The organism is Acinetobacter sp. AOR01_HL (genome assembly GCF_027855455.1).
GTDB classification, from domain to species: domain Bacteria; phylum Pseudomonadota; class Gammaproteobacteria; order Pseudomonadales; family Moraxellaceae; genus Acinetobacter; species Acinetobacter baumannii.
Genome location: NZ_JAKTIM010000057.1, coordinates 51,824 through 77,157 on the forward strand (window position 1 = coordinate 51,824; position 25,334 = coordinate 77,157).

The following is a 25,334-nucleotide window of genomic DNA, read 5'->3' on the forward strand; positions in this document are numbered from 1 at the left end:
TTATTTTTTAAATGGGAACGCATATTTCACAATACGCCCAACCACTTGTCCAAACTGCTTAACAAAGCTGGCATTGTTATAGTTCAAGCCATATTTCTTACAAACCGCCTCAACTTTTGGAGCCATTTGGCGATAACGACGAGCAGGAATATCTGGGAATAAGTGATGTTCAATTTGATGACTTAAGTGACCAGACAAAATATGGAATGCTTCTGAACCTGTTAAGTTAGAAGAACCACGAATTTGGCGCATATACCAGTGTCCACGACTTTCTTCTTGTAAAACAGATTTTGGAAACACTTCTGCATCTTTCGTGAAATGACCACAGAAAATAATACTAAAGGTCCAGATATTACGAAGACCATTTGCGACCAAGTTACCTGTAAATACTGGTAATGCTGCTGGCCCTGCAATAAGTGGGAAGAAAACATAATCTTTAAAGAGTTGCTTGCCAATCTTTTTATTAACTGGTTTTAACTCTTCTAAAAATTGTGCCTTAGTCTTACGCTTGTAAAGTACACGCCCAATTTCAAGATTCTGAATTGCTACGCCCCACTGGAACAATAAGCAAAATGGAATACTATAAATCGGTTGCAACAAGAACCCTGGCTTCCAACGTTGCTCAGGGAATAAGCGAAGTAAGCCATAACCAATATCATCATCAATACCTTTAATATTGGTATAAGTATGATGTTTATAGTTGTGGGTTTGACGCCAGTTGTCAGAGGTACCTACAGTATCCCATTCATAAGTTTGACCATTAAATTTTGGGTCATTCATCCAGTCATATTGACCGTGCATAACATTATGGCCGAGCTCCATATTCTCCATAATTTTAGAGAAACCTAATAAACCCGTACCTAAAATCCACGCTGGCGGGAACCAACCTGCAAATAAACAAGCTCGGCCTAAAAAGCTACTATAACGAATAGCAGCATAGACACGGCGGATATATTTAGCGTCTTTTTCACCCAAATCATCCAATACTTCTTGTTTGATCTGATCAAGCTCTTTTGCAAATGCTTCAAGTTCTGCTGGAGTCAAATCTCGATTTTTAGGATTTTTAAAATATTCGACTTTCACTGGCATATTCATAAGAGTTCTCTCTTAAAGATCAATAACTAGATCGGATTGTGCTGAGTTCACACAAATTTTAAGTAATTGGCTTGGTTCCGTATTTTGGCTACCGTTTAGTAAATTACGTGTAGAACCTTGCGTTTTACTACAAACACATTTATTACAAATTCCCATACGACAGCCATGTGTCGGCTTAAGGCCTTCATGCTCAAGGCTGACCAAAATGGATTGGCCTTTAGGAATTGCAATCACTTTATTAGACTGGGTTAATGTGACATTCACATAACCAATGTCATCCGCAGAACTTTCATTAGTTAAACTAAATGCTTCAGTAAGTACAGTTGGTGCTTTTTCAAAAAGCTGTTCAACAGTTGAAACAAAACCCGATGGACCACATGCATAAACTGTGCTGTTTTCAATACCATCAACCAGTGCAAGATGTTCGGCATTTAAACGTTCATCATTTGGTGTTTCTTGTGTGTAAAACACCTGATAGCTAAAGTTTGGGTTTTGTTCAGCCACTTGTTCAAAGTACTCTGTAAAAGCAGCATCAGAACGCTGTTTGACCCAATATAAAAGCTGAACCTGCGTTTTTTCTAACTGTTGGCTTTGCTTAATTGCTGTGATTAAGCTCAACATTGGTGTAATACCACTACCAGCAGCTAACATAATTAATTTCGGTGTCTGGATGTTTTGTTGCATGTCGCCATAAGGCTGCCCAAGCTCAAAAACATCACCAATTTTGCTTTCTGCAATAAACCAGTTACTGACAATACCATCAGCAACTTTTTTAACTGTTAAACGTAAGTGTTCTGCATCAATTTGCGTCAAGCTATAAGTACGTTCATAGCGACGGCCCGCGATTTCAACAATCACTGGATGATGTTGACCTGCCGCGCCCATTTTCACCAAGCGGTTGCATTTTAATGTCAGGCTCACGGTGTCATGAGCTACGAATTCTTTTTTTACAATTTGAACTAGTCCATGCTGCACAGACCATAAAGGATTTATTTTTTGTAGCCAGAAGTTCGCCATATTTTTGTCAAATACAGCTTGTGTTAATGAATTGAATAGAGAATTTCTCTTTTCGATTGCTTGCATAACTGAGGGCTCTGTCGCTCTTTTTTAATTATTATACACATGTATATATATTTGTATATACACTCGTACTTTTAATTACAATTTCACAAGTTCCCTGTCTAACGCTATAATCCAGACAGTTTAAGAATATATTGAAAAACATGACCCAAACCTCACTTTCTCAGAGCCCAAATGACACAACCTCATCACAAGATGTCATTGAAATAAAAACAGTAACGCGTTCTGTTGGAAGAAAAGCGACGATTACGAAAGAAGAACTTTTTCAGGCAGCTCTTAACCTGATTGGTCCACAAAAAAGTATTGCCTCACTCAGTTTACGTGAAGTTGCAAGAGAAGCTGGTATTGCCCCAAACAGTTTTTATCGTCACTTTAAAGACATTGATGAGTTAGCTATTTCACTCATTGACCGTGCCGGTATCGTATTACGTAAAATTATTCGTCAAGCACGCCTTCGTGCATCTTTGCAAGACAGCATTATTCGCAGTTCTGTAGAAATTTTTCTGCAACAGCTGGATGCTGATGAAGGTAATTTAAGTTTATTGTTACGAGAAGGTTTTACAGGTTCCGCTTCTTATAAAGCTGCTGTAGATCGACAGCTCAACTTCTTTCAGCAAGAGCTACAAGAAGACTTAATTCGCTTAGAACGCCTCAATAACAATCATCTATACCACCCTGAACTTGTTGCAAAAGCAATTACACAACTTGTGTTTCACATGGGTGCCAAAGTGATTGACCTTCCTATTGATCAGCGTGCGGAAGTCGCAGAACAAACAATGATTATGATCAGAATGATTTTAGAAGGTGCCCGTCATCTAGACGAAGCAAAAATAAGATAGATTCCACATAAAATGGTTTGTGATTTTACAAGCCATTTTTTATACACCTGTGCCTGCTGATTAATAAAAATATAAACCATAGATTGAAGCAGCTTAGATGCAAGAGTATAAGTAAATAATTCTAGCAATACATATCGATACTTCCCCACGTTATTCAGGGATTCACATGCAAAGTTTGAGTAATCGTCAAAGCCTGATTGCAAGCTATATTCTGATGGGCATTTTTTTGCTTTCGGTTATCCCCTTGCATCTCTTAGCAAGTTTTTTTGCAGGCTTTCTCATTTATGAAATTATTATTAGTTTAAGCTCTATTGTTGAACGTTATATTGATGGTCAAAGAGCCCGCATTTTTATTAGTATTTTATTAAGTATTATTACTATTTCTCTTCTTGCCTTTTTCATTACAAGTTTAATTAGCTTTGTAGTTTATGATTTAAAAGGAGTCGGTTTACATAGTATTAACGGTAAAGTCGACCAAACACTACTGCACTTACAAGCGGAGATTGGGAAATATTTACCGGGCTATATTCCAGATAGCGTTACAGAATTAAAAGATGAAATATTCGCGTTTATGAAAGATAACGTGACTACATTAAAAAATGCCAGTTCCGATATTTTGCACAATCTAGTGACTATGGTGATGGGTCTTATTATCGGTATATTGGTTGCTATTCACGGCTTTCACCGACGTACACCCCAACCTGTTTTCAAATCGTTACTGATTCAACGTATTCAAAAATTATCAATTTCTTTTAGAAATGTAGTTTTTGCACAAATTAAAATTTCAGCGATTAATACGCTGCTCTTTATATTATTTGCTTTTGTACTATTGCCGATCTGGGGTGTTCACCTACCTTTCGCCAAAACCTTAACCATTCTTACCTTTATGTTTGGTTTAATTCCAATTTTAGGGAATTTAATTTCAAATACTTTAACTTTTATTGCGGCTCTTACAATTTCACTCGGTCTAGCAGGTGTTGCGCTACTCTACCTCGTATTAGTTCACAAGTTAGAATACTTTATTAATGCCAAAATTATTGGTCATAAAATTAATGCCAATGCATGGGAAATTTTATTGGCTATGTTAATTTTCGAGTCAATCTTTGGCTTAAGTGGCTTAATTGCAGCACCGATTTTCTATGCTTATTTAAAACTAGAATTAAAAGATGCCAGATTGATTTAACTAAAATTTACTCAATAAAAAAGCGCCTGTGTGGCGCTTTTTTTATTACTCATTGCTTATGGTTTGACTACTACAAGCACTTGAATCGCTTCAGGTGTTACGGTTAAGCCATCAAGCAAGCTTAAACCTTCTTTTTGCAACTTCTGTAAGCGCTCAATTTCGTCTTGGCGAATGCTCGGGTTGAACTGTTTTAAGTAAGTTAAACGATCAATCTCATATTGCCATTTATTACCATAATGCTCTTTTGCTTGCTGTTGAAGTTGAGGTAAACCTTCTTTGGCAATATCAAGCGCTTGTTTATAACGCTCTTCAATCACTTCACGGCGGGCTTTAACCACTTGGCGGCAACTATTGCCATCTAAGTGATGCAAATACGGTTTTAAAATGGTTGGATCAATCTTTTCAGATAAGTCCTGACCATTTTCACTTAACAATACGCGAATAAGTTGTTTTGGTAAGCTTGATGGCAAGTTCAAGGATTTTGGTGCCACCACATCAACTTTAAACCAGACTTCAAGTAAAACCGAACCTTGCTTTAATGCATTGGACTTAAGCACAGCAACATTGGTACTACCAAATGATTGTGTGCGGATCATTTCCATGACACTTTCAATAAACGGATGTTCCAAAGTTAGATACTGAGCGTCTTCACGCATTTGCGCTTGGTCACGATAGAAAGTCGCAGTCATACCTTCTTCGTCTAATGCTAAACCTTGCACTTGCATCTGGTCGGTTGGACGAATAATGACTGTACCGTTACTTTGCTCATCAAAGTCAATATTAGTTGAAGACATGAAACGCTTCACAAACATAGGCAGCGTTGTGTTGTCATCATAGTCTTCTAACGCTTGAACAATTTCTTGTGCAACGATAGGACGGCATGAGTTGTACTCAAGCAGACGATCTCGACCAGCTTGTAACTCTGCTTCTAAAGCTTGGCGTTGAACATTAACTTCTTCAAGTAAATCTTCAAATGTTTGACCTTGGTCGGCAAGTAAGCAATCTTTTAATTCAACAATAAAGTTTTCTTGTAGCGTTTGAGCCGTTGGAGAAATATTGCTGAAAATATTTAATGCTTCATTATACCAACGGAACATACGCTCTTGAGCGGTGCCCATTAAATACGGTACATGAATCTGGATACGGTTTTCTTGACCAATACGGTCTAAACGACCAATACGTTGTTCTAAAACGTCAGGGTTTGCAGGCAAATCAAATAAAATTAAATCACTCGCAAACTGGAAGTTACGGCCTTCTGAACCAATTTCTGAACAAAGTAAGATTTGAGCACCGTAGCTTTCTTCTGCAAAGTAAGCAGCCGCTTGGTCACGCTCAAGCAAACTCATACCTTCATGGAACATGGCTGTACGAATACCTGCATGCAAACGAAGCGCACTTTCTAAAGACTCGACAACAGGACCACTACGGGCAATTAAAAGAACTTTTTTATGCTTAAGTTCTTTACGTAGAATTTCCATTAACCACGGTACACGCGGATCATTTTGCATCCATGAGCCATCAATTTGTGCTTCTTCTGGCCACATTTGCTCGCGTAATTTACCGTCTTTTGACCAATCTGCTGGCGCAGGTAAAGGCGCAGGTTGGCAATCACGGCCAGGGAAGCCTTGAATCGCTTCACGCGTATTACGGAATAAAATACGACCTGTGCCGTGACGGTCTAACAACTCATGAATCGCTCTGAAACGTTGCTCAGGTTGGTCTTCAATTGAATGCCCCAACAAACCTTCTAAAGCAGTTAAATGCTCTTGAGTTAAAGGCTCATCCGACATAAGCACTTCTGCAACTTGCGCAGTTTGCTGATATTGAGCTTCTTCATCCAAGAAACGCTCTAAACTGCTAAAGCGCTGTGGATCTAACAAACGTAAGCGCGCAAAGTGACTTTCCACACCCAGCTGTTCAGGCGTTGCAGTAAGCAACAATACACCTGCCGTATTTTCAGCAAGCTCTTCAACCAAGTCGTAACGATCGTTACCACCCTCTTCTTCGCTCCACATCAAGTGATGTGCTTCGTCGACGACGAGTAAATCGAAACCAGCTTCTAATGCTTGCTCACGCAAATCGTCATGGTCCACCATCAAGTCGACGCTGGCAATAATGCATTGCTCAGTTAAGAACGGGTTAAGTTCTGGATCATGCTCTTTGATAGATGCAGTACGGGTTAAATCAAACAGAGAAAATTGCAAATTGAAACGGCGTCGCATTTCAATCATCCACTGATACTGAAGAGAATCAGGGACTAAAATCAGGATACGTTCAGAACGGCCGGTTTTAAGCTGTTGGTGGATAATTAAACCAGCTTCAATTGTTTTACCTAAACCTACTTCATCAGCAAGTAAAACACGCGGTGCGAAACGTTTACCGACTTCATGTGCAATATAGAGCTGATGTGGAATTAAACCCACACGCGCCCCAACCAAGCCGCGTAATGGACTGGTTTGCATTTGCGCCTGCATCAGCATTGCTTCAATGCGTAGGTCATACCACTCTTTATAATCAATCTGGCTTGCGAGCAAACGATCTAAAGGTTTTGATAATTGAATTTGTGCACCAATACGTGTTTCGTTTAGCGCTTTACGTTCTTGCTCGCCATTTTCTAAAGTACGAACCACGTTATAACGCAAAACACCATGACGGTCTTCAACCGACTCAACAATCCACTTCTGGCCTTCTTGGTCTTGAACCTCATCATTTGTGTTAAAGATGATGCGAGAAAGCGGTGCATTGTTGCGTGCATAAACACGCGTTTCATCACTTTTGGGGAATAAAATGCTGACAGATCTTTCATCTACATCAATAAGAACGCCTAAACCGAGCTCAGTCTCTGTATCTGATAGCCAACGTTGACCAATAGCATACTGCTGCAATTTTTCCACCTTTTTCTCAAGTTCGCACTACATATTGTACGATGCAAAGTAGCTTATTTTTGCATCTTTTTATGTAGTCTTTAAAGCAAAATTTTGCAGCAAAAACTAATTAAATTGTTTTGCTACAAAATTACTCATCGAAAGTTTTTACATTAAAACGGTACAGGACAGTTAAAAGTTAATGATTCCCCTGTGACAGGATGATTAAAGCTTAACTGTTTAGCATGCAAGCACAGACGAGGAACAAGTAATTGTTCCGGTGCTGCATACAATGTATCACCTACAATCGGATGTCCCAGATATTGCATGTGTACACGGAGTTGATGAGAACGTCCGGTAATTGGTGTTAATTTGACACGCGTAACCGGTTGTCCCTGAATCTGGAAATGTTCAATCGCCTGCCAATGTGTTAAAGCAGGTTTGTTATGAGAAGCATCGACAATATGTAAAGGTGGTCGACTCGGATCATAGACGACAGGGATATCCACTGTCCCTTCACCCTCTAAATGACCAGCAACTAGCGCTTCATATATTTTCGAAGTTTGACGGTCTTGAAATTGGCGTGCAATCGCACTCTGTCCACGCTTAGATAACCCAAAAACCAAAATACCCGAAGTATCACGGTCAAGGCGGTGAATGAGCAAAGTTCGTGGTTCAATTGCCACCAGTCTTGTCAAAACGCTGTCATGTAAATCACCTTTCCCTGGCACACTCAAGATGTCCGAAGGTTTATGAATCACCATAAAATCATCATCACGATAGATCAGATGTTCACTTAGAAAATCACTCAAAGTTGTATTCCCAAGGCAAGATGAAAAACAAGCGGGCAATAATAAAAAGCTTACGTCCGAATTACAATGCCGTTCGGGTAAATTAACGACAGAATTTGCAAATATTATGAATCACGTTACGGCTAAAGCCGATTAGCGCTTCAATAACTGCATAATATGTTGCAATGTAGGAGTTTGCATCAACTCATCAACAGTTAGGCTCGCACCATTAGCACGCCATAATTCCACCAAATAATTGACTCCCGAAGCGTCTAGACCATAGTTTCTTAAATCTATTTCGGGATGAATTTCCATTGGATGTCGCCCTATCTGTTCAGCAACTGCCAATAAAATTCCTTTATCGGACAAGACCTGTAATGACGGTGCACTTAAAGACCATAAGCGCATTAAAGTCTGCGTGTTTATATGTTGAATATGGTCAAAACTTATTTTTTCAATCCATTGTATATGCTGCTCTAAACTACTCGCCAATATTGCATCATTTACAACAGCTACATAATCGGTAATGGATAAAACAAGCTGCATGACTTGCTTAAATAGCGGTGATAAATTCCCCGCCATAATTACCTGTGCCTGAGTGTTTGATGACAAGTGCTGCCCAAGCTGTAACATGGCCTGTTGAAGTTGAGATGACTGAATCATCATGACCGGAATTTCGAGTGCTTGTGCTCTTTTACTTAATATTTCTAAATGATCGGCTAATTGCTGATGCGCCCAATCAGATATATTTTCAAGATCATCTAGCCCGACTAGGAGCAATATGCTTTGCGTAGATTCAATAGGCCAATTTGAAGTACTTGCGGCTAACTGGATTTTTCGAGGTAAGGGATAAAACATTGTTCTCTACAAATAAAAAATAGCTCAAATTAAAAAGCCCGTTTAAAACGGGCTTTTTTGCTTACTTCATTTCGGCGAAGGTTTCTTTTGCAGCCTGAATGGTAAACTCGATATCTTCATCAGAATGAGCAGATGAAATAAAGCCTGCTTCAAATGCAGACGGCGCCAAGTTTACGCCACGTTTTAACATGCCATGGAAGAACTTTTTGAAAGCTTCAATATCACATGCCAACATAGAGTCAAAGCTTGTGATGTCTTCTTGATCGGTAAAGTAAAGCCCAAACATTGCGCCAGCTTGCTGAGTTTTAAATGGAATACCCGCTTCATCTGCTGCTGCTTGTAAGCCTGCAAGTAACTTTTCAAGTTGAGCAGATAATTTGCTGTAAAAGTCCGGTTGACGTAAATGTTTAAACATTTCAATACCAGCACGCATAGCAAGTGGGTTACCAGATAAAGTCCCCGCTTGGTATACACCCCCTAAAGGTGCGATGCATTCCATGATTTCACGCTTACCGCCAAATGCACCTACAGGTAAACCAGCACCAATAATTTTACCTAAAGTCGTTAAGTCAGGTTTAACGTTATAAACTGACTGAGCACCGCCCAATGCAACGCGGAAACCTGTCATTACTTCGTCAATAATAAATACAGATTTGTATTCATCACACACATCACGAATCGCTTGTAAGAAACCATCAATTGGTTTCACCATATTCATGTTACCTGCGACAGGTTCAATAATGACGCCTGCAATTTCATGACCAAATTTAGCAAAGCATTCTTTTAATGCTGCAATATCATTATATGGCAGCGTTAAAGTGTGTTTAGCGAAGTCAGCTGGTACACCTTTTGATGTTGGTTCGCCCTCACCTTTAGTTAATAAACCAGAACCTGCTTTTACTAACAATGAGTCAGAGTGCCCGTGGTAACAACCTTCAAACTTCACGATCTTGTCACGGCCAGTATAACCACGCGCTAAACGAATAGCAGTCATAGTCGCTTCTGTACCAGAATTGGTCATACGTACCAATTCAATAGATGGCATGATTTCACAAATGATATCTGCCAATGTTGTTTCATGTACGGTCGGTGCACCAAAACTTAAGCCATCTTCTGCTGCTGATTGCACAGCCTTAATAATATCCGGATGAGCATGGCCCAAAATCATTGGTCCCCAAGAGCCAACATAATCTACATAGCGCTTACCATCTACATCCCACAAATACGCACCTTTGGCTTTCTCAATGAAAACCGGTGTGCCTCCAACGCCATTAAAGGCACGTACCGGAGAGTTCACACCACCTGGAATGTGTTTGCTGGCTTGTTTAAATAACTGTTCTTGCTTTGGAGATAAACTCATGGAAATGCTCGTCTTAAATATCTAAAAAATAATTTTGAAAGCTTAAGAAAATAATTGTGCCCACGCTTGTACACGGGCAGGAATTTCAGCAGTTGATCGACCTAATATATCACTAATGACTGCACAGAGGTCAGCTCCGGCCTCAATCACAGGTTTTGAATTTTCAACAGTCAAACCACCAATTGCACAAATAGGTAAATCATATTGAGCCTCTGCTTGCTTAATGACTTCAATACCGACATTGCCTGCTTCTGGTTTTGTGGCAGTTGCATACACAGCACCAAAGGCAATATAAGTTGCGCCATCGGCAATTGCTTTTTGGGCAAGTTCTAATGAGTTTAGGCAAGTACGGCCAATAATCACACCTTCTGGTAACTGTGATTTTGCATCGGTAATTTCACCGTCACTTTGGCCTAAATGCACACCTAAACCAAACTGTGCAGCCAGTTTTAGGTCATCATTAATGACAAAAGGAACCTGATATTTTTCACATAACTGTTTAATCTGTTCAACTTCAGCAGGCTGTTCGGCTTTGTCTATTTTTTTACGGCGGTACTGTAAAATTGCGATTTGACGGGTTGCGAGCGCGGCGTCTAATTTTTCTAATAATAATTGGATTGGGTCATCATTGGTAATGAGGTATAAACCGCGCATACTCTACTCTCGCTTTTTAAAAACTTCGCTAGTATAACGGATTTATAAGTCATCATAAGTACCGATTGATATAGGCTTATCAGTACCAATCGGTATATTAAAAATAGAAATAAAAATTAACTTGGAATTTTATCGTGCTTGCGATCAATTAAACTTAATCGACCAGTCGCAACATCAGAGAGCATTCGCCAATCAGAAATAAAGCTATAAAGTGGCTGTTTAAAGCTCGCAGGTTTATTTTTCTCAAACATAAAATGTCCAACCCATGCACATGCATAGCCAGAAACTAAACCATAGAGTGCGTATTTGGCCTGTTTCTTACGAATAGCTTTTGAAAAAAAGTATAGACCAATGCTACTGCCCACCGCATGTAAGCGCCTACTCATAATGTTACGGTGTTCAGTTAAATAAAAACGATAAAATTCCTGATAGTTTTTAATAGGTAATTCAAACTCTGGCTGAGTTTCATGATTAAAATTTACGGGTGCATTCACGATCATCTTCCTGATTTTTATTTGATCAAAACATCACCTGATTATACACCTAAATAAAAGTGTAGCGTCATATGTTTGATTGTAACTTTCTCTATCAAAAACATTATTTTTAGCGCTAAGCTATTATACTTATTCAAGATAGTTTAAATACCTGATTCAGGGAGATCTGTTATGGTTGAAGTTGAGCTTAAGTTTCAGTTACCTGAATCGAAGAAAAAAACCGTCCAGCAATATTTAAAAAAACATAAAGCACAGTATATTCATTTACAGGCCAAGTATTACGATACGCCAGACCGCCTACTTGCAAAAAATGGTATGGCCTTACGCTTACGTAAAGAAAATGATCTGTGGGTACAAACCTTTAAGGCTGCCGGCCAAAGTCATTTACATCGTGTCGAAGAAGAAGTTTTTTTAGGAAAATGCGAACAAGAACCTGACTTAAACCTTGAGTTATATAAAGACAATAAAGCCGTCACAGATTTGATTACTCAAGCTTTAGGCTCTGAAGTCGAAAAGCTAAGCTTACAGTTTGAGACTGATGTACAACGTACCTATCATGTTTTTGAAGCAGATGACACGGCAATTGAAGTCTGTCTCGATGACGGCGTCGTAAAAACAGCAACAGCACAAAGCAAAATTTGCGAAGTTGAGTTCGAACTTAAACAAGGTGCAGTTAAAACACTTATTCAATTTGCTCAGCAATGGATTAATCGTTATGAACTTTGGCTCGATGTTAGAAGTAAAGCCGAGCGCGGTAATTTACTCGCATTGGGGCAAGCTGCTTCACCGGCTGTTCACGCAAAAAAACTGAACTTAGATAAAAACATTTCAGCAGAACAGGCACTCAAAAAGATTGTAGAAAACTGTTTGGGACAATTCTTGCCTAACATGGCCGCAATTGCCGATGGAGTTGCCGAGGCTGAGCACATTCATCAGGCACGCGTAAGCTTACGCCGTTTACGTAGTGCACTAAAACATTTTTCAGCATGGTCAGACGAGTTAAACCCTGTGTGGGAAGAGCAAATTGCCGAACTATTCCGTCAGCTTGGGGACACGCGAGACGAAGATGCCATTCGTACCGAAATTTTACCTATGATTGTACAGCATGGTTCACCTGAGCTTTTACTTCCGATCTCTGAACAGCCATTAAAAGACCTTGCCACACTGTTTAAATCAGCAGACACCATTAAGCTTATACTTGCCTTATTAGCATTTGCCTATTCAGAAGAAGACAATCAAAATGCCAAAGGAAAATTGAAAAAACAGATAGGAAAAAGCTTAGATAAGTTACATCATCAAGTGGTGAGTAATGCCGATCATTTCACTGAGCTTGAAGTCACCGAACAGCACAGAACGCGCAAGAAAGCCAAACAGCTTCGTTACTGCATTGAGTTTATATCGAGCTTATATCCTCGTAAAAATGTTCAGCAGTTTTTAAAACAATTACAGCCTGTGCAAAATACTTTAGGACTTTATAACGACTTATTTATTGCCAAAGATCTATTTAATAAAGCGGTTGAACACGACCCACATTTTTGGTTTGCATTAGGATGGGTTAAAGCCAAACAACCTTATTTACAAAATCAATCTGCCGAAGCTTTGCAAAAATTTAAACAGGCAAAAACATTTTGGTAAGAATCTTGAAGTCGCGGCAAATATGCCGCGACTTTTTATCTATATTTACCAAATACTTTCCATACACCGTTATCTGCTAATGGATCGCTATAGCTATCACTACGCTGTTTTCTTGGCTTATCACGAGCATCGACGAGTTTAAAGTGTGGCTCTACCCCTAACACAATACCATTGGTATAAAACCGTGAACGCGTATATTCACTTTGACCATATTGAAACACATAAGTCCTTAAATCGATAAATTCACGGTGTGCAACTAGCGCTGCTGTATCATCACTTTGCAACCATTCTTGCATGGTAAATATCTGATCTGTTTCAAACTGCCCACATTTTTCAATAAGACTTGCAACACCTCGGAAAGTTTTTGATTCTTTTGCGCGTGTTTTATTAATCCGAATTCGGTCCACATGAAAAAAGAATAAGGGTAAGTTTAGATGGCTTGGTAAATGAATTGCATCTGGTAATTCATCTTCCATAAAAGGTTGAAAAAGCTCTTGTGCCCTTTCTATTAAATCTTTCCATTGTTGGTAATAGGCCAAAACTTCTTCTTGCAAACCATAATAAATTGGCAACCCTTCTACATGCTCCAAATATTGGGGTGGAAAAATATGCTGGCGTAATAAAGCAATGTCTGTTTTTAGACTTTGAACGGCAATTGCATCTTGCATATTATAACTCCCAATACTTAGGCTATTTACAGACTAAGGCAAAGGTTTTGTTTCCGCAAGGCTTTGCCTATAATAAGCAGCTCTATTTTTGCGGGAATAAGTCATGTCTCAAAAGATTAATGCAACAGATATTACTGAAGAAGAAGCGTTAAATGCTGTTTTCTTTGAGCGTGCGGATGAATTCATTAAACAAGCAAATGATTTTTGTCGCCCGCCAAAAGGCCAAAAGCCAGACCCGGCCGAGCTTCGTGGTCAAGTGAGCGCAGCCATGTTATTTGCAACTGCTCGTTTTAATACATGGGTGGCTGCCAATAATTTTAAAGATGGTAATGAAATGCGTGATGCAAAAGATCAGGTGATGTCTTACCTTCTTCAACAGTTCCAAATGATGCTTGAAGATAACTTTGATGAGTATTGTGAACAGTTCGATAACTACTTACGTTTCCGTAAGAATGAAGATTTTCATACTCACAAACACGACCATTAAAATATTTTACCACTCAAATAAAAAGCCACTTCATGTGGCTTTTTATTTGGCAATTATTTACTGCTTTTGTGCTTGACCATACTGGTCAGCCATAACTTCAACAAGATTTGAAGGTTTAATATATTTTTTAATAACTGCGTTCACATCAGCAACCGTTAACTTTGTTAACTCTTGGTCATGTTTAACACGGTCAAGTAATGTTTTACCTGACTCAAGCTCTAGATTTAACATGCCGTGGATATTACGTTCATCTTCTAAGGCAGTAACACGTTTCTTCATGATATCCGCCTTCGCTGCTGCAAGCTCCTGCTCTGTAATACCATGAGTAATTAAGTCATTTAGAACCTTATGAACTGAAGCAGAAACTTGTGCCGAGCGACCAGCCGTATAATTTGCACTAATGCTTAACGCACCTACATTCGTGTCTCGATCTAATTGCAAACCAGTACCAAAACCATATACCAATGCATTTTTTTCACGAAGCTCTTGAGCCAAACGTGATGAAATTTGAGATTCACCCAAAATGTAATTCATTAAAATTAATGCAGAAGCATCAGGATGGTTTTTCCCAACTGGTAAGGCAAGTACGCTTTGATAACTACCAAACTCACGCTGCTCAGATAAGACATGTACTTGCTGAGCAGGGAAATCAACGTGCTGAATCAAGATTTTTTCATACGGTTGTTTGCTATTCCAGCTTCCGAACTCTTGATTCAATAGCTTTTTCATTTTTTGGGCATCAAATGCACCTGTAATCGCAATTTGCGCATGATTCATGGCAAAGAAATGCTGATAAAGCTCTTTGACTTGCTCTTGAGTCACATTCTTTAATTGTTTTTTAGCCAGCTCCGGTTCAAAGTGATAACGCAAATCACCCGGCTGATATTCTTCTACCAAGCGAGATAATGTTAGACCTGCTACCACATCCGGTTCCGTATAAGGACGATCAAGACTAGATAAGCTTTGAGATTTAATTAAATCAAATTGAGATTGTTCAAATTTAGGATTTTTCATGACCTCTAGAACAAACTTGAAAAACTCATCGAACTTTTCAGTTTTAGATTGAATATTAATGGTCATGCCATTGCCATCGGCACTCGCATAAGCTGCGCCACCTGCATCAATCGATTTATCGGCAATATCTTGCAAGCTATATTTATCAGAACCGCGAAGTAATAAATATGAAGTTAAATCAACAACCGTACCTTTATCGAATAAAGATTTTTCAGTACCAAAATCCATAGTAATGGTGGCATAGGTACGATCATCACGGGTTTCTACAGGGAATAAAGCATACTTCATTCCATTTTTAAGTTTTCCGCGAATGATCTTTTTCTCATTACTCTCGGCATATTGCTTAGACGTTTTTAAAAACTCGGCAACTTCTTGTTGATAAACTTTCGGATCTTTTAAAGGCTCTGCTTTAACATCTGTTTGATCTAATGTTTTAGGCTTATCTTTTGTGTCAAGTTGTAATGCTTTCTTTTGGTCTTCTGGTGTTGGCAAAATATCGCCATCAATACGATGACCTGCAACAAGGAACTGTTTTAAGGTTTGATTTACCTCATTGAGCTTCACTTTATCAATTGAATCTAAATCTTTAAAATATTGGTCCCATTGCCCATCCGCTACAGTGTAATCACTTAAACGGGAACCCAAAGCAACGGCATCTTTATTGACTAACTCACCTTGCGTTTTCATTAAGCTTTTTACACGATTTAGCTCAGTCTCTGTAAAAGGTTTACCCTTTTCAATTCCAGAGAGCAAAGCGCTTTCAACTTTTTTAGGGTCATTTTTTGGTGAATAAATAGCACCTAAAAATACGACGTTAAAATCTTGATCTAGCCATGTTGACGCCTGAACGTCTGTACTAACACCTGTTTCAACCATATTTTGGTACAAATGACCACTTGGCTGCATGGTATACAACATAGGTGCGAAAGCCAGTTCCGGTTGAATTTTTGTGTTTTTACCATCCATATAGATATGGAATTTGGCCAAATCACTGCCCTTTTTCACCACAAACTCACGGTTTTTGAGTTTTGTAGAATCTAACACAGGCACTTGAACAAGCTTAGGCACAGCTCGCGCAGGAATTGGGCTAAAATATTGGTCTATCGTTTTCAAAACATCAGTTTTATCAAACTTGCCTGAAATCACCATGACCGCATTATTAGGCGCATACCAACTGCGATAGAACTGGTTCAACTCAGGCATTTTAATTGACTTAAGCTCAGGTAAATCACCAATCGGTAATCGACCTAGATATTGATTACCATAAGCCGACTTCCACATTTGATCCATCAAGACAGCAAAAGGCTGATCCATACGGACTTCACGTTCACGCTTTACGATTTCAATTTCAGAAGGCACAAATTTTTCTTGTAGAACTAATTTGTCCATGCGCTCAGATTCAAGGTACAGTACTTGATCGAGTGCTGTTTTTTCTGGACGGACAATATTGGTGTATTTGGTTGAATAGTAATCCGTGCTCGCATTCGTCATTAACGTATATTGATCTAAACGGCGTTGGAATTCTTCACCTTTTACATTTTGCGTGCCTTTAAATGCTAAATGTTCGAGTAAATGTGCTAAACCACTTTTACCCTGTGGATCATTTAAAGAACCCGTTAAATAAATGGTATTAATAAAGATTTTATTTTCTTTGTCATTCGGCGCAAGCACTACCCGAAAACCATTATCTAATTTATATTCCTCAACATTTTGCTTACTTTTTACTAATGTTGTTTGTGCAAAAGAGGCAGCACTTAAACCAAAAATACATAGGGAGAGAGTCAGTTGTTTAAACTGCATAAACATATAAATACCAATTAATTTGAATAATAAAAAATCAATAGTTGTGTGACTATAGTAGGAAATTTGAGCTGACTTTCATAGTAAAGATTTGAAAAAAAAGCCGTTTATTTAAACGGCCTTATATTTTAAGGAAAAATTTCGGCTTGCATATAAAGTTTGCCATATCCCGAAATTTCAATACGTTCCTGATTTAAGACATTACAATACAATATGCCTCCACGGCTAGAAGCCTGATAGGCCACAATATTATTTTTAGCGAGTTTCTCTGCCCATAGTGGCGCTATTGCGGTATGAATTGAACCGGTAACCGGGTCTTCATCAATGCCTGCGACAGGTGCAAAATAACGAGAAACACAGTCATATTGATGGTCAGCTTTTGAAGTTATTGCAACATCCATTGCTGTAGTTGTAATTGCAGTCCGTTTACCTAAGGCTTTAAGTAAGTTCATGTCAGGTTGCTCATCTAACACATCTTGCACTGACTCATATTCAACAATGTAGGCTTGAACATTTTGATAAACCGCTTTAAACGGTTTTGTTAATGCTTGACGTAAAATAGCCGGATAATCTTCAACTTGCTGAGCTTTACGAATTGGGAAATCCATTCTGATTTTGCCATCTTCATCTTGATGAACTACAAACAAACCTAAGTTTCGTACATGAAAATTAAGAGTCTTTTTCTCAGTAAAATCTTTAAATAATACGAAAGCACTCGCAAGAGTCGCATGCCCGCAAAAATCCACCTCAACCGTTGGAGTAAACCAGCGTATTTCATAATTTTCAGAGTCTATAATCTTTACAAAAGCAGTCTCGGATAAGTTATTTTCAAGTGCTATCTTTTGCATTAAATCTGCATCTGGCCATTCTTTTTCAACAATCACAGCAGCCGGATTTCCACGAAATAACTCTTTGGTAAAAGCATCGACTTGATACATTTTCATGTTAGTGCTCTCTTTCTTAATAGGCTCATTTTCGAAAATTATCTAAAAGAAAAACAGATACAGTTTTTTAAAAATTAACATCACAGTCACAAGTTACATATATAAAAAAACGGCTCATCCAGAGTGAAGAGCCGTTTAATATTAACTCTTAATGATGTTGAGTTAATTCAATTTCATCTTCGCTATTCATTATAGCTTTGTCGGTCTGCCCCATAAATTGGCTTGTAACTACACCAGCAGTCATCGAACCATTTACGTTTAACGCAGTACGTCCCATATCAATGAGTGGTTCAATTGAAATAAGAAGAGCAACCAATGTTACAGGTAAGCCCATAGCAGGAAGTACGATCAATGCTGCGAAAGTTGCACCACCACCAACACCAGCTACGCCAATTGAACTTAAAGTCACAATACCCACTAACGAAGCAATCCACATTGGGTCTAGGGTGTTAATACCCATAGTTGGCGCAACCATGACTGCGAGCATGGCTGGATATAAACCCGCACAACCATTTTGTCCAATAGTGGCACCAAAAGAAGCAGAGAAACTTGCAATAGACTCAGGCACGCCCAAACGACGAGTTTGCGCTTCAATGCTCAGTGGAATACTTGCAGCACTTGAACGACTCGTAAACGCGAATGTTAGAACCGGAGCAACTTTCTTGAAGAACTTAAGTGGAGAAACACCGGTCAGAGTCAAAATAATGGCATGCACGACGAACATAATCGCCAAACCTAAATAAGACGCCACCAAGAAACCACCTAGGTTTAAGATATCTGCGACATTTGAACTTGCCACAACTTTCGTCATTAGGGCAAAAACACCATATGGTGTAAGCGTCATCACTAAACGAACAAGCTTCATTACCCAAGACTGTAATGTCTGAATAGCCGTCAGAATACGTTGACCTTTTTCTGCGTCATCTTTCATTAGGTTGAGTGCTGCTATTCCTAAAAAGACAGCAAAGATAACCACGCTAATAATTGAAGTCGGATTTGCACCCGTTAACTCAGCAAAAGGGTTACTCGGAATAAAAGAAAGAATAAATTGCGGTACACTTAAGTCTGTTACTTTACCCACATAGTCGGTCTGAATTGCAGTAAGTCGAGCTGTTTCAGCCGCCCCTTGTACCAAACCTTTGGCAGTTAAACCAAACAAGTTCGTCACAAATACCCCAACCAGCGCAGCGATGAGTGTGGTAAATAACAAAGTCCCGATGGTGTAGAAGCTGATTTTTCCTAAAGAAGAAGCTTGGTGTAGCTTCGCTACCGCACCTAAAATCGAAACAAAGACCAAAGGCATCACGACCATTTGTAAAAGTTTTACATAGCCGTTACCAACAATATTAAACCAACTAATAGATTCAGCAAGAATCGGATGGCCACCGCCATAAATCAAATGTAGTCCTAAACCAAACACTACACCTAAAATTAAGCCAGCTAGAACTTTTTTAGATAAGCTCCAGTCCGTTTTACGTGTTTGGGCGAGTAAAAATATTAACCCGACAAAAACCACAATATTGATGATTAAGGGTATATTCATTCCCAAACTCCAAATTATTGCTTGTGTCATCTTTTAAGGGGGCATATTTGACCATAGCCGGCCTATATAAACTACCCTTTTCAACAATTTTCTAGCATGCAGATCATTACCGATCTGAATGAGAATATAAAATGACTTTTAAATACATATATATCACTTTTAAAACATAAGTTACGTTAGATATTTATGTATAAAAATTAAGCGCATTTCTGTATAAATTGTTGCTCAATAAAACAAATAAACTGCTTTAGATTACTGCCCCATGTTTCAGGAGGCTGAGCGACCAAATAAGTAGTGAAATGTGCAGATTCAGTGTTAATTTCAAAACAACTTAATGAGACTTTATCGGCTACTTTATTCAGATATGACTTTGGCAATAAAGCAAAACCGACACCTAATTCCACACAGCTTACAATGCCATCCAGACTGCCCATTTCCATAATTTGCGAAGGTGGCACACTGTGATCATTTAAAAACAACTCAATTGCATGCCGATAGGAACATCCTTGTCGAAATGCAATAAATCGAGTCTTTGCGAGGGTGGCAATGTCGGGAAAATCAATTTGTTGTTTTGGGCAAACCAAAACCAGTTGTTCTTGCCAAACCGGAAAACTATATAGCTCTGGAATCACATATTTAGAAGCGACAAAAGCACAATCGACTTCTCCTTGTTGCACAGCATTTAACAAATATCCTGTCGGGTGAGTTTGAAGTTCAAGCGGCAAATTCGGATGTTGCTGCATACATTCATCAAGCAATTGCGGAAGTCGTATTGCTGCTGTCGTTTCCATACTGCCCAAACGAATAGTTTCATTCGGGTCAATATCACCTTCTCGGAAGATTGTCTTCGCTTTATTATGCAGTGCGATCATTTGCACAGCATAACTATGTAGCTGGTGTCCTGCGTTGGTTAATGTAACGGGGTTATGACGATTTAATAAAATCACACCTAATTCTTCTTCAAGCTTTTTCACGTGGCTCGTGATATTGGATTGAACCGTACACATTTTTTGTGCAGCCAATGAAAAACTTCCACTCTCTGCAACCGCTAAAAAAAACTCTAAAGACTTAAGCAACATGCCACTATCTCAAAACAAGATAATTAATATCATATTAAATCATTTCTAATGATAAATAAACTCGCTTTTAATAATAAAAAAAATTGAGAGATTTCTCATGTCTACGTTCTATCGAATGAGCCTGCTTGTCTTTTTAGCGACTTGCCTAGGAATTGGTATTTTTAGATTTTCCTATACCGCACTCATGCCTATTATGATTGTGCAATATGGATGGACTCATGATTTTGCAAGCTATTTAGGAAGTGCAAATTTATTGGGCTATCTGGTTGGCGCACTATTGGCCCTGTTTAGCATTAAAGAAAAATCTATCCCCGCTTTGATTATAACTTCGGCGGTTTTAGGCAGCTTAAGCCTAATTTGCTGTTCTTTTATACACATGCCTTTGGCTTGGTTTGTTCTCTGGCGCACCATTTCAGGTATCGCAGGTGGCCTACTCATGATTTTGGCACCTAGCTTTGCCATGAAAAATATTGCAATTAGCCAAAGGCTCAAAGTCAATTTTTTAGGGTTTAGTGGTATTGGCGCAGGCGTGTTATCTGCCACCCTCATTATTTCTGCACTTAAAAATATGCCTGTTCAATATGTCTGGGAAATTTTTGCCGCCATTTCCATTATTGGCAGTTTGGTACTTTTTCAGTTATTAAGGCACCCACCTACCGAGTCCGTTCAAACGGCCAATCACGCTCCTCAAAACTTCAAACATTCACGTTTAGGACTGGTCATTATTATTGCTTATATGTGCAGTGCTTTTGCATATATCCCACATTCTTTGTTTTGGATGGACTATTTATCGGGGACGCTACATTTTCCATTGCAACAACGAAACTTATTTTGGGTTCTTTATGGGGTCGGAAGTTGTGTTGGCGCCTTTGTGGCGTATTGTTTAAGCCGCCTTATTGGATATTTGCAGGCAATTAAATGTCTATACGGTGTCTATTGCTTGGCAGTTGCCCTACCATTTTTTTCACATGCTACTGCTTTGCTCACTTTATCGTCCTTTCTTACAGGTTTACTCACACCTGCCACCGTATTTATTAGCTCTTACAGCCTGCTACAGATTTATGAACAGCGTTATCAAAAAATCTGGAGCCTTGCCACCATTGGGTTTGCCAGCACTCAGTTATTAGGTGGCGTTGTTATTAGTACTTTACATCACTTGCATTGGTCTTATGCCCATCTGTTTTTAATGGGTGGCATTGTTTTGTTATTTGCATTGAGCCTTTTAATTCCTATCCGTTCTTCCCTGCCGAACACTCTCGGAGAAACCAAATCGTGAAAACTTTATTCTTTCCTCTCTTTTTGATTATTTTCGTACTCATTATTCAGGCTTTAGACCAAAGCTATCAAAAGAAAATTGGTATCTCTAAGCCCCAGAAGCATCCGGAATTTATGCAATAAAAAAAGGCCCTATATATAAGGGGCTTTTCCATTGAATAATCGTATATTGTCAAAATAAAAATTAATAAATAGATCAGTAGAACAAAACGCATAACAGCTATTTTAGTACGCTTATTAAAAACGCTTAACTGACAAAAAATGTCATATTATGTCAATGTAGAGAGCTATTTTCTGATCTATATTCAGTCAAAATTTATAATTTTTAATACTTAAAATTGAGCAAAACATGAGCAATAACAATTATATTGATGAGCTTTTAAAGCTCTTGGCGATGTTCGCTTTTATCGGTGTTTTATTACTGGCATTTAAATGTCAGACCATCTTTGCACTGGATATGACCACATCATACGAAGTCTCGGTAAGGATTGTTATCTATATTGTCACAGCAGCTATTTTGGGCTTTTTAACACGCAATCATATTGAGTTTACAACACAATTTTTAATTGCCGTTCCATTTGCCTACTTTTGGCTAGAGCCAATTCTTGACTACAAGGCCATTCAAACTATCCCAGATGTTCCGTTTTATCTCTCAGGTCATGGTCAAAGTTTAGGGCTACTCATCGTGATCATATTTTGTTTTGCCCTATGGGTATTTAAAGAAACAAGCTCAAACTCGCTTGAGTCTCAAAATGTCTAAATGAGGATTTTTAGGGAGTTTTATAAAGTTAAAAATCGTCACTGTACTCTATATTTTTATAATATATATTTTAAGCAAATTAATTTATATCAATTAAAAACTCTAAAAATGTTCAATGTATCAAACCCAGCAAATGCCGTTGTTGTAGGTATTATCGCAATAATTGCTACAGTTAGTCTTCTGATATGGAAGTTTAATTTTTATCTCGGTATAGATATATACACCAGTGGAGAGGTGCTATTTAAAACATTATTGTATGCCGCCCTAATAGGACTATTTAGTTACTATTTTCGCCATACAATTAAAATTAGTAATACAGTGATTTTATCATTACCGCTTTTTTTCTTTTGTATTCGGCCTATTCTAAACTACAAAATGACGCATACCATTGGAAATGTACCACTGTATGCAACACATCATGGGCAAGGCTTAATATTGCTGAGTTTAACGATATTAGCATGTATATTGTGGGCCTATACGGCTAATTCTTAGCTAAAATTTTAACGTTTAATATTCATATTTTTTATTATTTTTCAAAATTATAAATCTAAAGACTTTAAAAGCCCTCAATTGAGGGCTTTTCTATGAAAGTTTAATCTTCCATGTGCTGAATTATGGCATCGCCAAATTCTGAGCAACGTAACAAGGTCGCTCCCGGCATTAAACGCTCAAAATCGTAAGTTACGGTTTTAGCTGCAATCGCTCCTGAAATACCTTTAATAATCAGGTCCGCTGCTTCTGTCCACCCCATATCACGGAGCATCATTTCAGCAGAGAGAATAATTGAACCCGGGTTGACTTTATCTTGCCCAGCATATTTAGGTGCAGTGCCATGCGTTGCTTCATACACTGCAATAGCTCCACCAATATTCGCACCTGGCGCAATCCCGATTCCCCCTACTTCTGCTGCTAAAGCATCTGAAATATAGTCACCATTTAAATTAAGAGTTGCAATTACAGAGTAGTCAGCAGGACGCATCAAGATTTGTTGCAAGAAAGCATCTGCAATCACGTCTTTAATAATGATGTCTTTACCATTTTTAGGGTTCTTAATTTTAACCCATGGGCCACCATCGATTAATTCACCACCGAAACGATCTAACGCTAACTCATACCCCCATTCTTTAAAGGCACCTTCGGTATATTTCATAATGTTGCCTTTATGAACAAGAGTCACCGAAGGTTTGTCATTATCTATTGCAAACTGAATAGCCTTACGGACTAAGCGCTGTGTTCCTTCTTTAGAAACAGGTTTAATACCAATACCACATCCTTCAGGGAAACGAATTTTTGTGACCCCCATTTCTTCTTGAAGGAATTTAATGACTTTTTTAGCTTCTTCAGAATCTGCTTTCCATTCAATACCTGCATAAATATCTTCCGAGTTTTCACGGAAAATTACCATGTCAGTTAACTCAGGATGTTGAACGGGTGAAGGGACGCCTTGGAACCAACGCACAGGACGTACACATACATACAAATCCAGTTCTTGGCGTAGTGCAACATTAAGTGAACGAATACCACCACCGACTGGTGTAGTTAAAGGGCCTTTAATAGAAACTACAAATTCACGCAGTGCCTCAAAGGTTTCTTCCGGCATATAAGTACCGTAAATTTTATTGGCCTTTTCACCGCAATACACTTCCATCCATTCAATAGAGCGTTTGCCGCCATAGGCTTTTAAAATTGCCGCATCAACAACTTTTTTCATTGCTGGTGTAATATCTACACCAATACCGTCACCCTCAATGAAAGGAATAATTGGATGATTTGGTACATTCAGTGACAGGTCTGCTTTTACTGTAATTTTATCACCGTCGGCAGGAACCACGATCTTCTGATAACCCATTATGTAGATTCTCCCTTTTATAATATTTAACTAACCAAACAAAAATAATTATCGATAAACAATACTTTCAACTTTTATTAACGCATAATAGCTTAATCGAATTTAACCCTTTTTGAGATTTATGTGGGAAATAAGCAAATTTCGCACTTAAATATAGCTCAATGTTTTTACCGCTTATTTGAAAGAAGAAGTCATTTTTTATGAAAATCGTCATTCTCAACAAACCATATGACGTTCTCTCCCAGTTTCGTAAAGACGAAGCACACATGACGGTCTCTGACTTTGTAGATGACCCGACTTTGCGCATAGCAGGGCGTCTTGATATGGACTCTGAGGGTTTAGTTTTCTTAACTGATCATGGTGGTTTGAATCAGTTCATTACCAACCCGGCGAATAAAAAATACAAAACGTATTTAGTTCAAGTTGATGGCGATGTAACCGAAGAAGCGCTCGAGCAGCTTCGTAAGGGTGTAGAGCTTAATGATGGTATGACTTTACCAGCTAAAGCAATTAAGGTAAGTGAGCCTGAATGGTTATGGGACCGCGATCCTCCTGTACGTTACCGTGCCAGCATTCCAACATCTTGGATTGAAATCTCTATTTGTGAAGGTCGTAACCGCCAAGTCCGTCGCATGACCTCTGCGGTAGGTTTTCCGACTTTACGTCTCATTCGTACAAAAATTGGTACGATTGACTTAGTTCAATTGGGATTACAACCGGGCGAAACCAAAGAAATTGAGCCTCTACTCTACCCAGACTTTAAAGATGTTCCGGCTGAACAACCTTATCGTTCACGTTCATATGTGAAAAAACCAGGTGGCACTGGCGGTAAGCCAATGGTTCGCAAGAACAAAGATGGTTCTGCGAAAAAATCTGGTACAAAGCGTATTTGGCAAATGGATGAAAGTGAAAAACCGCGTCGTAAGACTAACGGTACAACGCGTCCAAATACCAAAGCACCACGTGGTCGTAGCCGCAATAGCCGATAAAAATATTTAAGTTTTAAAGCTCACGTTAGTGGGCTTTTTTTAATGACTTTTATTTTATAAAAATAAAAAGCCG

Annotated in this window: 23 protein-coding genes; 9 read left to right on the plus strand and 14 right to left on the minus strand. The window is 38.7% G+C overall.

What is annotated here, in order from left to right; all coding sequences use genetic code 11:
- Both MKL62_RS18000 and MKL62_RS18005 read right to left on the minus strand, forming a co-directional pair.
- Positions 1 to 1,095 carry a fatty acid desaturase family protein gene (locus MKL62_RS18000; RefSeq protein WP_001057073.1) on the minus strand — a complete coding sequence of 365 codons (1,095 nt, stop codon included), beginning with the start codon at positions 1,093 to 1,095 and terminating at the stop codon, positions 1 to 3.
- 12 nt (positions 1,096 to 1,107) lie between these two features.
- Complete coding sequence (locus MKL62_RS18005; protein ID WP_001147894.1) at positions 1,108 to 2,178, minus strand: ferredoxin reductase; 1,071 nt, start codon at positions 2,176 to 2,178, stop codon at positions 1,108 to 1,110.
- 140 nt (positions 2,179 to 2,318) lie between these two features.
- Between MKL62_RS18005 and fabR the strand changes: the two genes are divergently transcribed.
- Positions 2,319 to 3,014 carry an HTH-type transcriptional repressor FabR gene (gene fabR, locus MKL62_RS18010; protein ID WP_000195202.1) on the plus strand — a complete coding sequence of 232 codons (696 nt, stop codon included), beginning with the start codon at positions 2,319 to 2,321 and terminating at the stop codon, positions 3,012 to 3,014.
- Positions 3,015 to 3,180: 166 nt separating this feature from the next.
- A complete protein-coding gene (locus tag MKL62_RS18015) occupies positions 3,181 to 4,197 on the plus strand; it encodes an AI-2E family transporter (protein ID WP_001191208.1) in 1,017 nt (338 codons plus the stop codon).
- A gap of 56 nt (positions 4,198 to 4,253) precedes the next feature.
- On the opposite strand, the gene rapA is transcribed toward MKL62_RS18015, so the two are convergent.
- The 6 genes from rapA to MKL62_RS18045 all read right to left on the minus strand — a co-directional run bounded on the left by rapA (position 4,254) and on the right by MKL62_RS18045 (position 11,224).
- A complete protein-coding gene (rapA, locus tag MKL62_RS18020; protein ID WP_000413578.1) occupies positions 4,254 to 7,091 on the minus strand; it encodes an RNA polymerase-associated protein RapA in 2,838 nt (945 codons plus the stop codon).
- A gap of 143 nt (positions 7,092 to 7,234) precedes the next feature.
- Entirely contained in the window at positions 7,235 to 7,873 is a 639-nt protein-coding gene (locus MKL62_RS18025; RefSeq protein ID WP_001279312.1) for an RluA family pseudouridine synthase, read from the minus strand.
- Between the two features lie 132 nt (positions 7,874 to 8,005).
- On the minus strand, positions 8,006 to 8,710 hold the full coding sequence (locus tag MKL62_RS18030) for a phosphopantetheine-binding protein (RefSeq protein WP_005128156.1): 705 nt from the start codon (positions 8,708 to 8,710) through the stop codon (positions 8,006 to 8,008).
- A gap of 61 nt (positions 8,711 to 8,771) precedes the next feature.
- A complete protein-coding gene (gene hemL, locus MKL62_RS18035; protein WP_005128155.1) occupies positions 8,772 to 10,070 on the minus strand; it encodes a glutamate-1-semialdehyde 2,1-aminomutase in 1,299 nt (432 codons plus the stop codon).
- A gap of 42 nt (positions 10,071 to 10,112) precedes the next feature.
- Complete coding sequence (gene thiE, locus MKL62_RS18040; RefSeq protein ID WP_005128154.1) at positions 10,113 to 10,724, minus strand: thiamine phosphate synthase; 612 nt, start codon at positions 10,722 to 10,724, stop codon at positions 10,113 to 10,115.
- Between the two features lie 116 nt (positions 10,725 to 10,840).
- Entirely contained in the window at positions 10,841 to 11,224 is a 384-nt protein-coding gene (locus MKL62_RS18045) for an Mpo1-like protein (RefSeq protein ID WP_000636741.1), read from the minus strand.
- Between the two features lie 165 nt (positions 11,225 to 11,389).
- On the opposite strand from MKL62_RS18045, the gene MKL62_RS18050 reads away from it, so the two are divergent.
- Positions 11,390 to 12,853, plus strand: a complete 1,464-nt coding sequence (locus tag MKL62_RS18050) for a CYTH and CHAD domain-containing protein (protein WP_005128153.1) — start codon at positions 11,390 to 11,392, stop codon at positions 12,851 to 12,853.
- 35 nt (positions 12,854 to 12,888) lie between these two features.
- Here MKL62_RS18050 and MKL62_RS18055 read toward each other — a convergent pair whose 3' ends face one another.
- Positions 12,889 to 13,521 (minus strand): hypothetical protein, encoded by a 633-nt coding sequence (locus MKL62_RS18055; RefSeq protein WP_005128152.1) that lies wholly within the window; start codon positions 13,519 to 13,521, stop codon positions 12,889 to 12,891.
- Between the two features lie 103 nt (positions 13,522 to 13,624).
- On the opposite strand from MKL62_RS18055, the gene MKL62_RS18060 reads away from it, so the two are divergent.
- Positions 13,625 to 14,008, plus strand: a complete 384-nt coding sequence (locus MKL62_RS18060) for a DUF3144 domain-containing protein (RefSeq protein ID WP_000078676.1) — start codon at positions 13,625 to 13,627, stop codon at positions 14,006 to 14,008.
- Between the two features lie 57 nt (positions 14,009 to 14,065).
- Here MKL62_RS18060 and MKL62_RS18065 read toward each other — a convergent pair whose 3' ends face one another.
- The 4 genes from MKL62_RS18065 to MKL62_RS18080 form a co-directional block, all read right to left on the minus strand.
- Complete coding sequence (locus MKL62_RS18065) at positions 14,066 to 16,828, minus strand: M16 family metallopeptidase (RefSeq protein WP_005128151.1); 2,763 nt, start codon at positions 16,826 to 16,828, stop codon at positions 14,066 to 14,068.
- Between the two features lie 122 nt (positions 16,829 to 16,950).
- A complete protein-coding gene (locus MKL62_RS18070) occupies positions 16,951 to 17,766 on the minus strand; it encodes a PhzF family phenazine biosynthesis protein (RefSeq protein WP_005128147.1) in 816 nt (271 codons plus the stop codon).
- Between the two features lie 148 nt (positions 17,767 to 17,914).
- Entirely contained in the window at positions 17,915 to 19,309 is a 1,395-nt protein-coding gene (locus MKL62_RS18075) for an L-cystine transporter (RefSeq protein ID WP_001025080.1), read from the minus strand.
- Positions 19,310 to 19,506: 197 nt separating this feature from the next.
- On the minus strand, positions 19,507 to 20,388 hold the full coding sequence (locus MKL62_RS18080; protein ID WP_030423606.1) for a LysR family transcriptional regulator: 882 nt from the start codon (positions 20,386 to 20,388) through the stop codon (positions 19,507 to 19,509).
- A 97-nt stretch (positions 20,389 to 20,485) separates the two neighbouring features.
- Between MKL62_RS18080 and MKL62_RS18085 the strand changes: the two genes are divergently transcribed.
- From MKL62_RS18085 to MKL62_RS18100, 4 genes are all read left to right on the plus strand, one after another.
- Positions 20,486 to 21,664: a YbfB/YjiJ family MFS transporter gene (locus tag MKL62_RS18085; RefSeq protein WP_005128146.1), complete on the plus strand. Its 1,179-nt coding sequence runs from the start codon at positions 20,486 to 20,488 to the stop codon at positions 21,662 to 21,664.
- Complete coding sequence (locus tag MKL62_RS18090) at positions 21,661 to 21,786, plus strand: hypothetical protein (RefSeq protein WP_000853581.1); 126 nt, start codon at positions 21,661 to 21,663, stop codon at positions 21,784 to 21,786. Before MKL62_RS18085 ends, MKL62_RS18090 begins: the two co-directional genes overlap by 4 nt.
- 226 nt (positions 21,787 to 22,012) lie before the next feature.
- Entirely contained in the window at positions 22,013 to 22,423 is a 411-nt protein-coding gene (locus tag MKL62_RS18095) for a hypothetical protein (protein WP_000069673.1), read from the plus strand.
- The gene (locus tag MKL62_RS18100; RefSeq protein WP_005128145.1) at positions 22,424 to 22,915 is read left to right on the plus strand and encodes a hypothetical protein; all 492 of its coding nucleotides are present in this window, start codon (positions 22,424 to 22,426) and stop codon (positions 22,913 to 22,915) included. It abuts the gene before it with no gap.
- A gap of 100 nt (positions 22,916 to 23,015) precedes the next feature.
- On the opposite strand, the gene icd is transcribed toward MKL62_RS18100, so the two are convergent.
- Positions 23,016 to 24,272, minus strand: a complete 1,257-nt coding sequence (icd, locus tag MKL62_RS18105) for an NADP-dependent isocitrate dehydrogenase (RefSeq protein WP_000542119.1) — start codon at positions 24,270 to 24,272, stop codon at positions 23,016 to 23,018.
- A gap of 200 nt (positions 24,273 to 24,472) precedes the next feature.
- Here icd and MKL62_RS18110 point away from each other — a divergent pair, with 200 nt between their 5' ends.
- Positions 24,473 to 25,261: an rRNA large subunit pseudouridine synthase E gene (locus tag MKL62_RS18110; protein ID WP_000706554.1), complete on the plus strand. Its 789-nt coding sequence runs from the start codon at positions 24,473 to 24,475 to the stop codon at positions 25,259 to 25,261.
- Positions 25,262 to 25,334 lie beyond the last annotated feature (73 nt).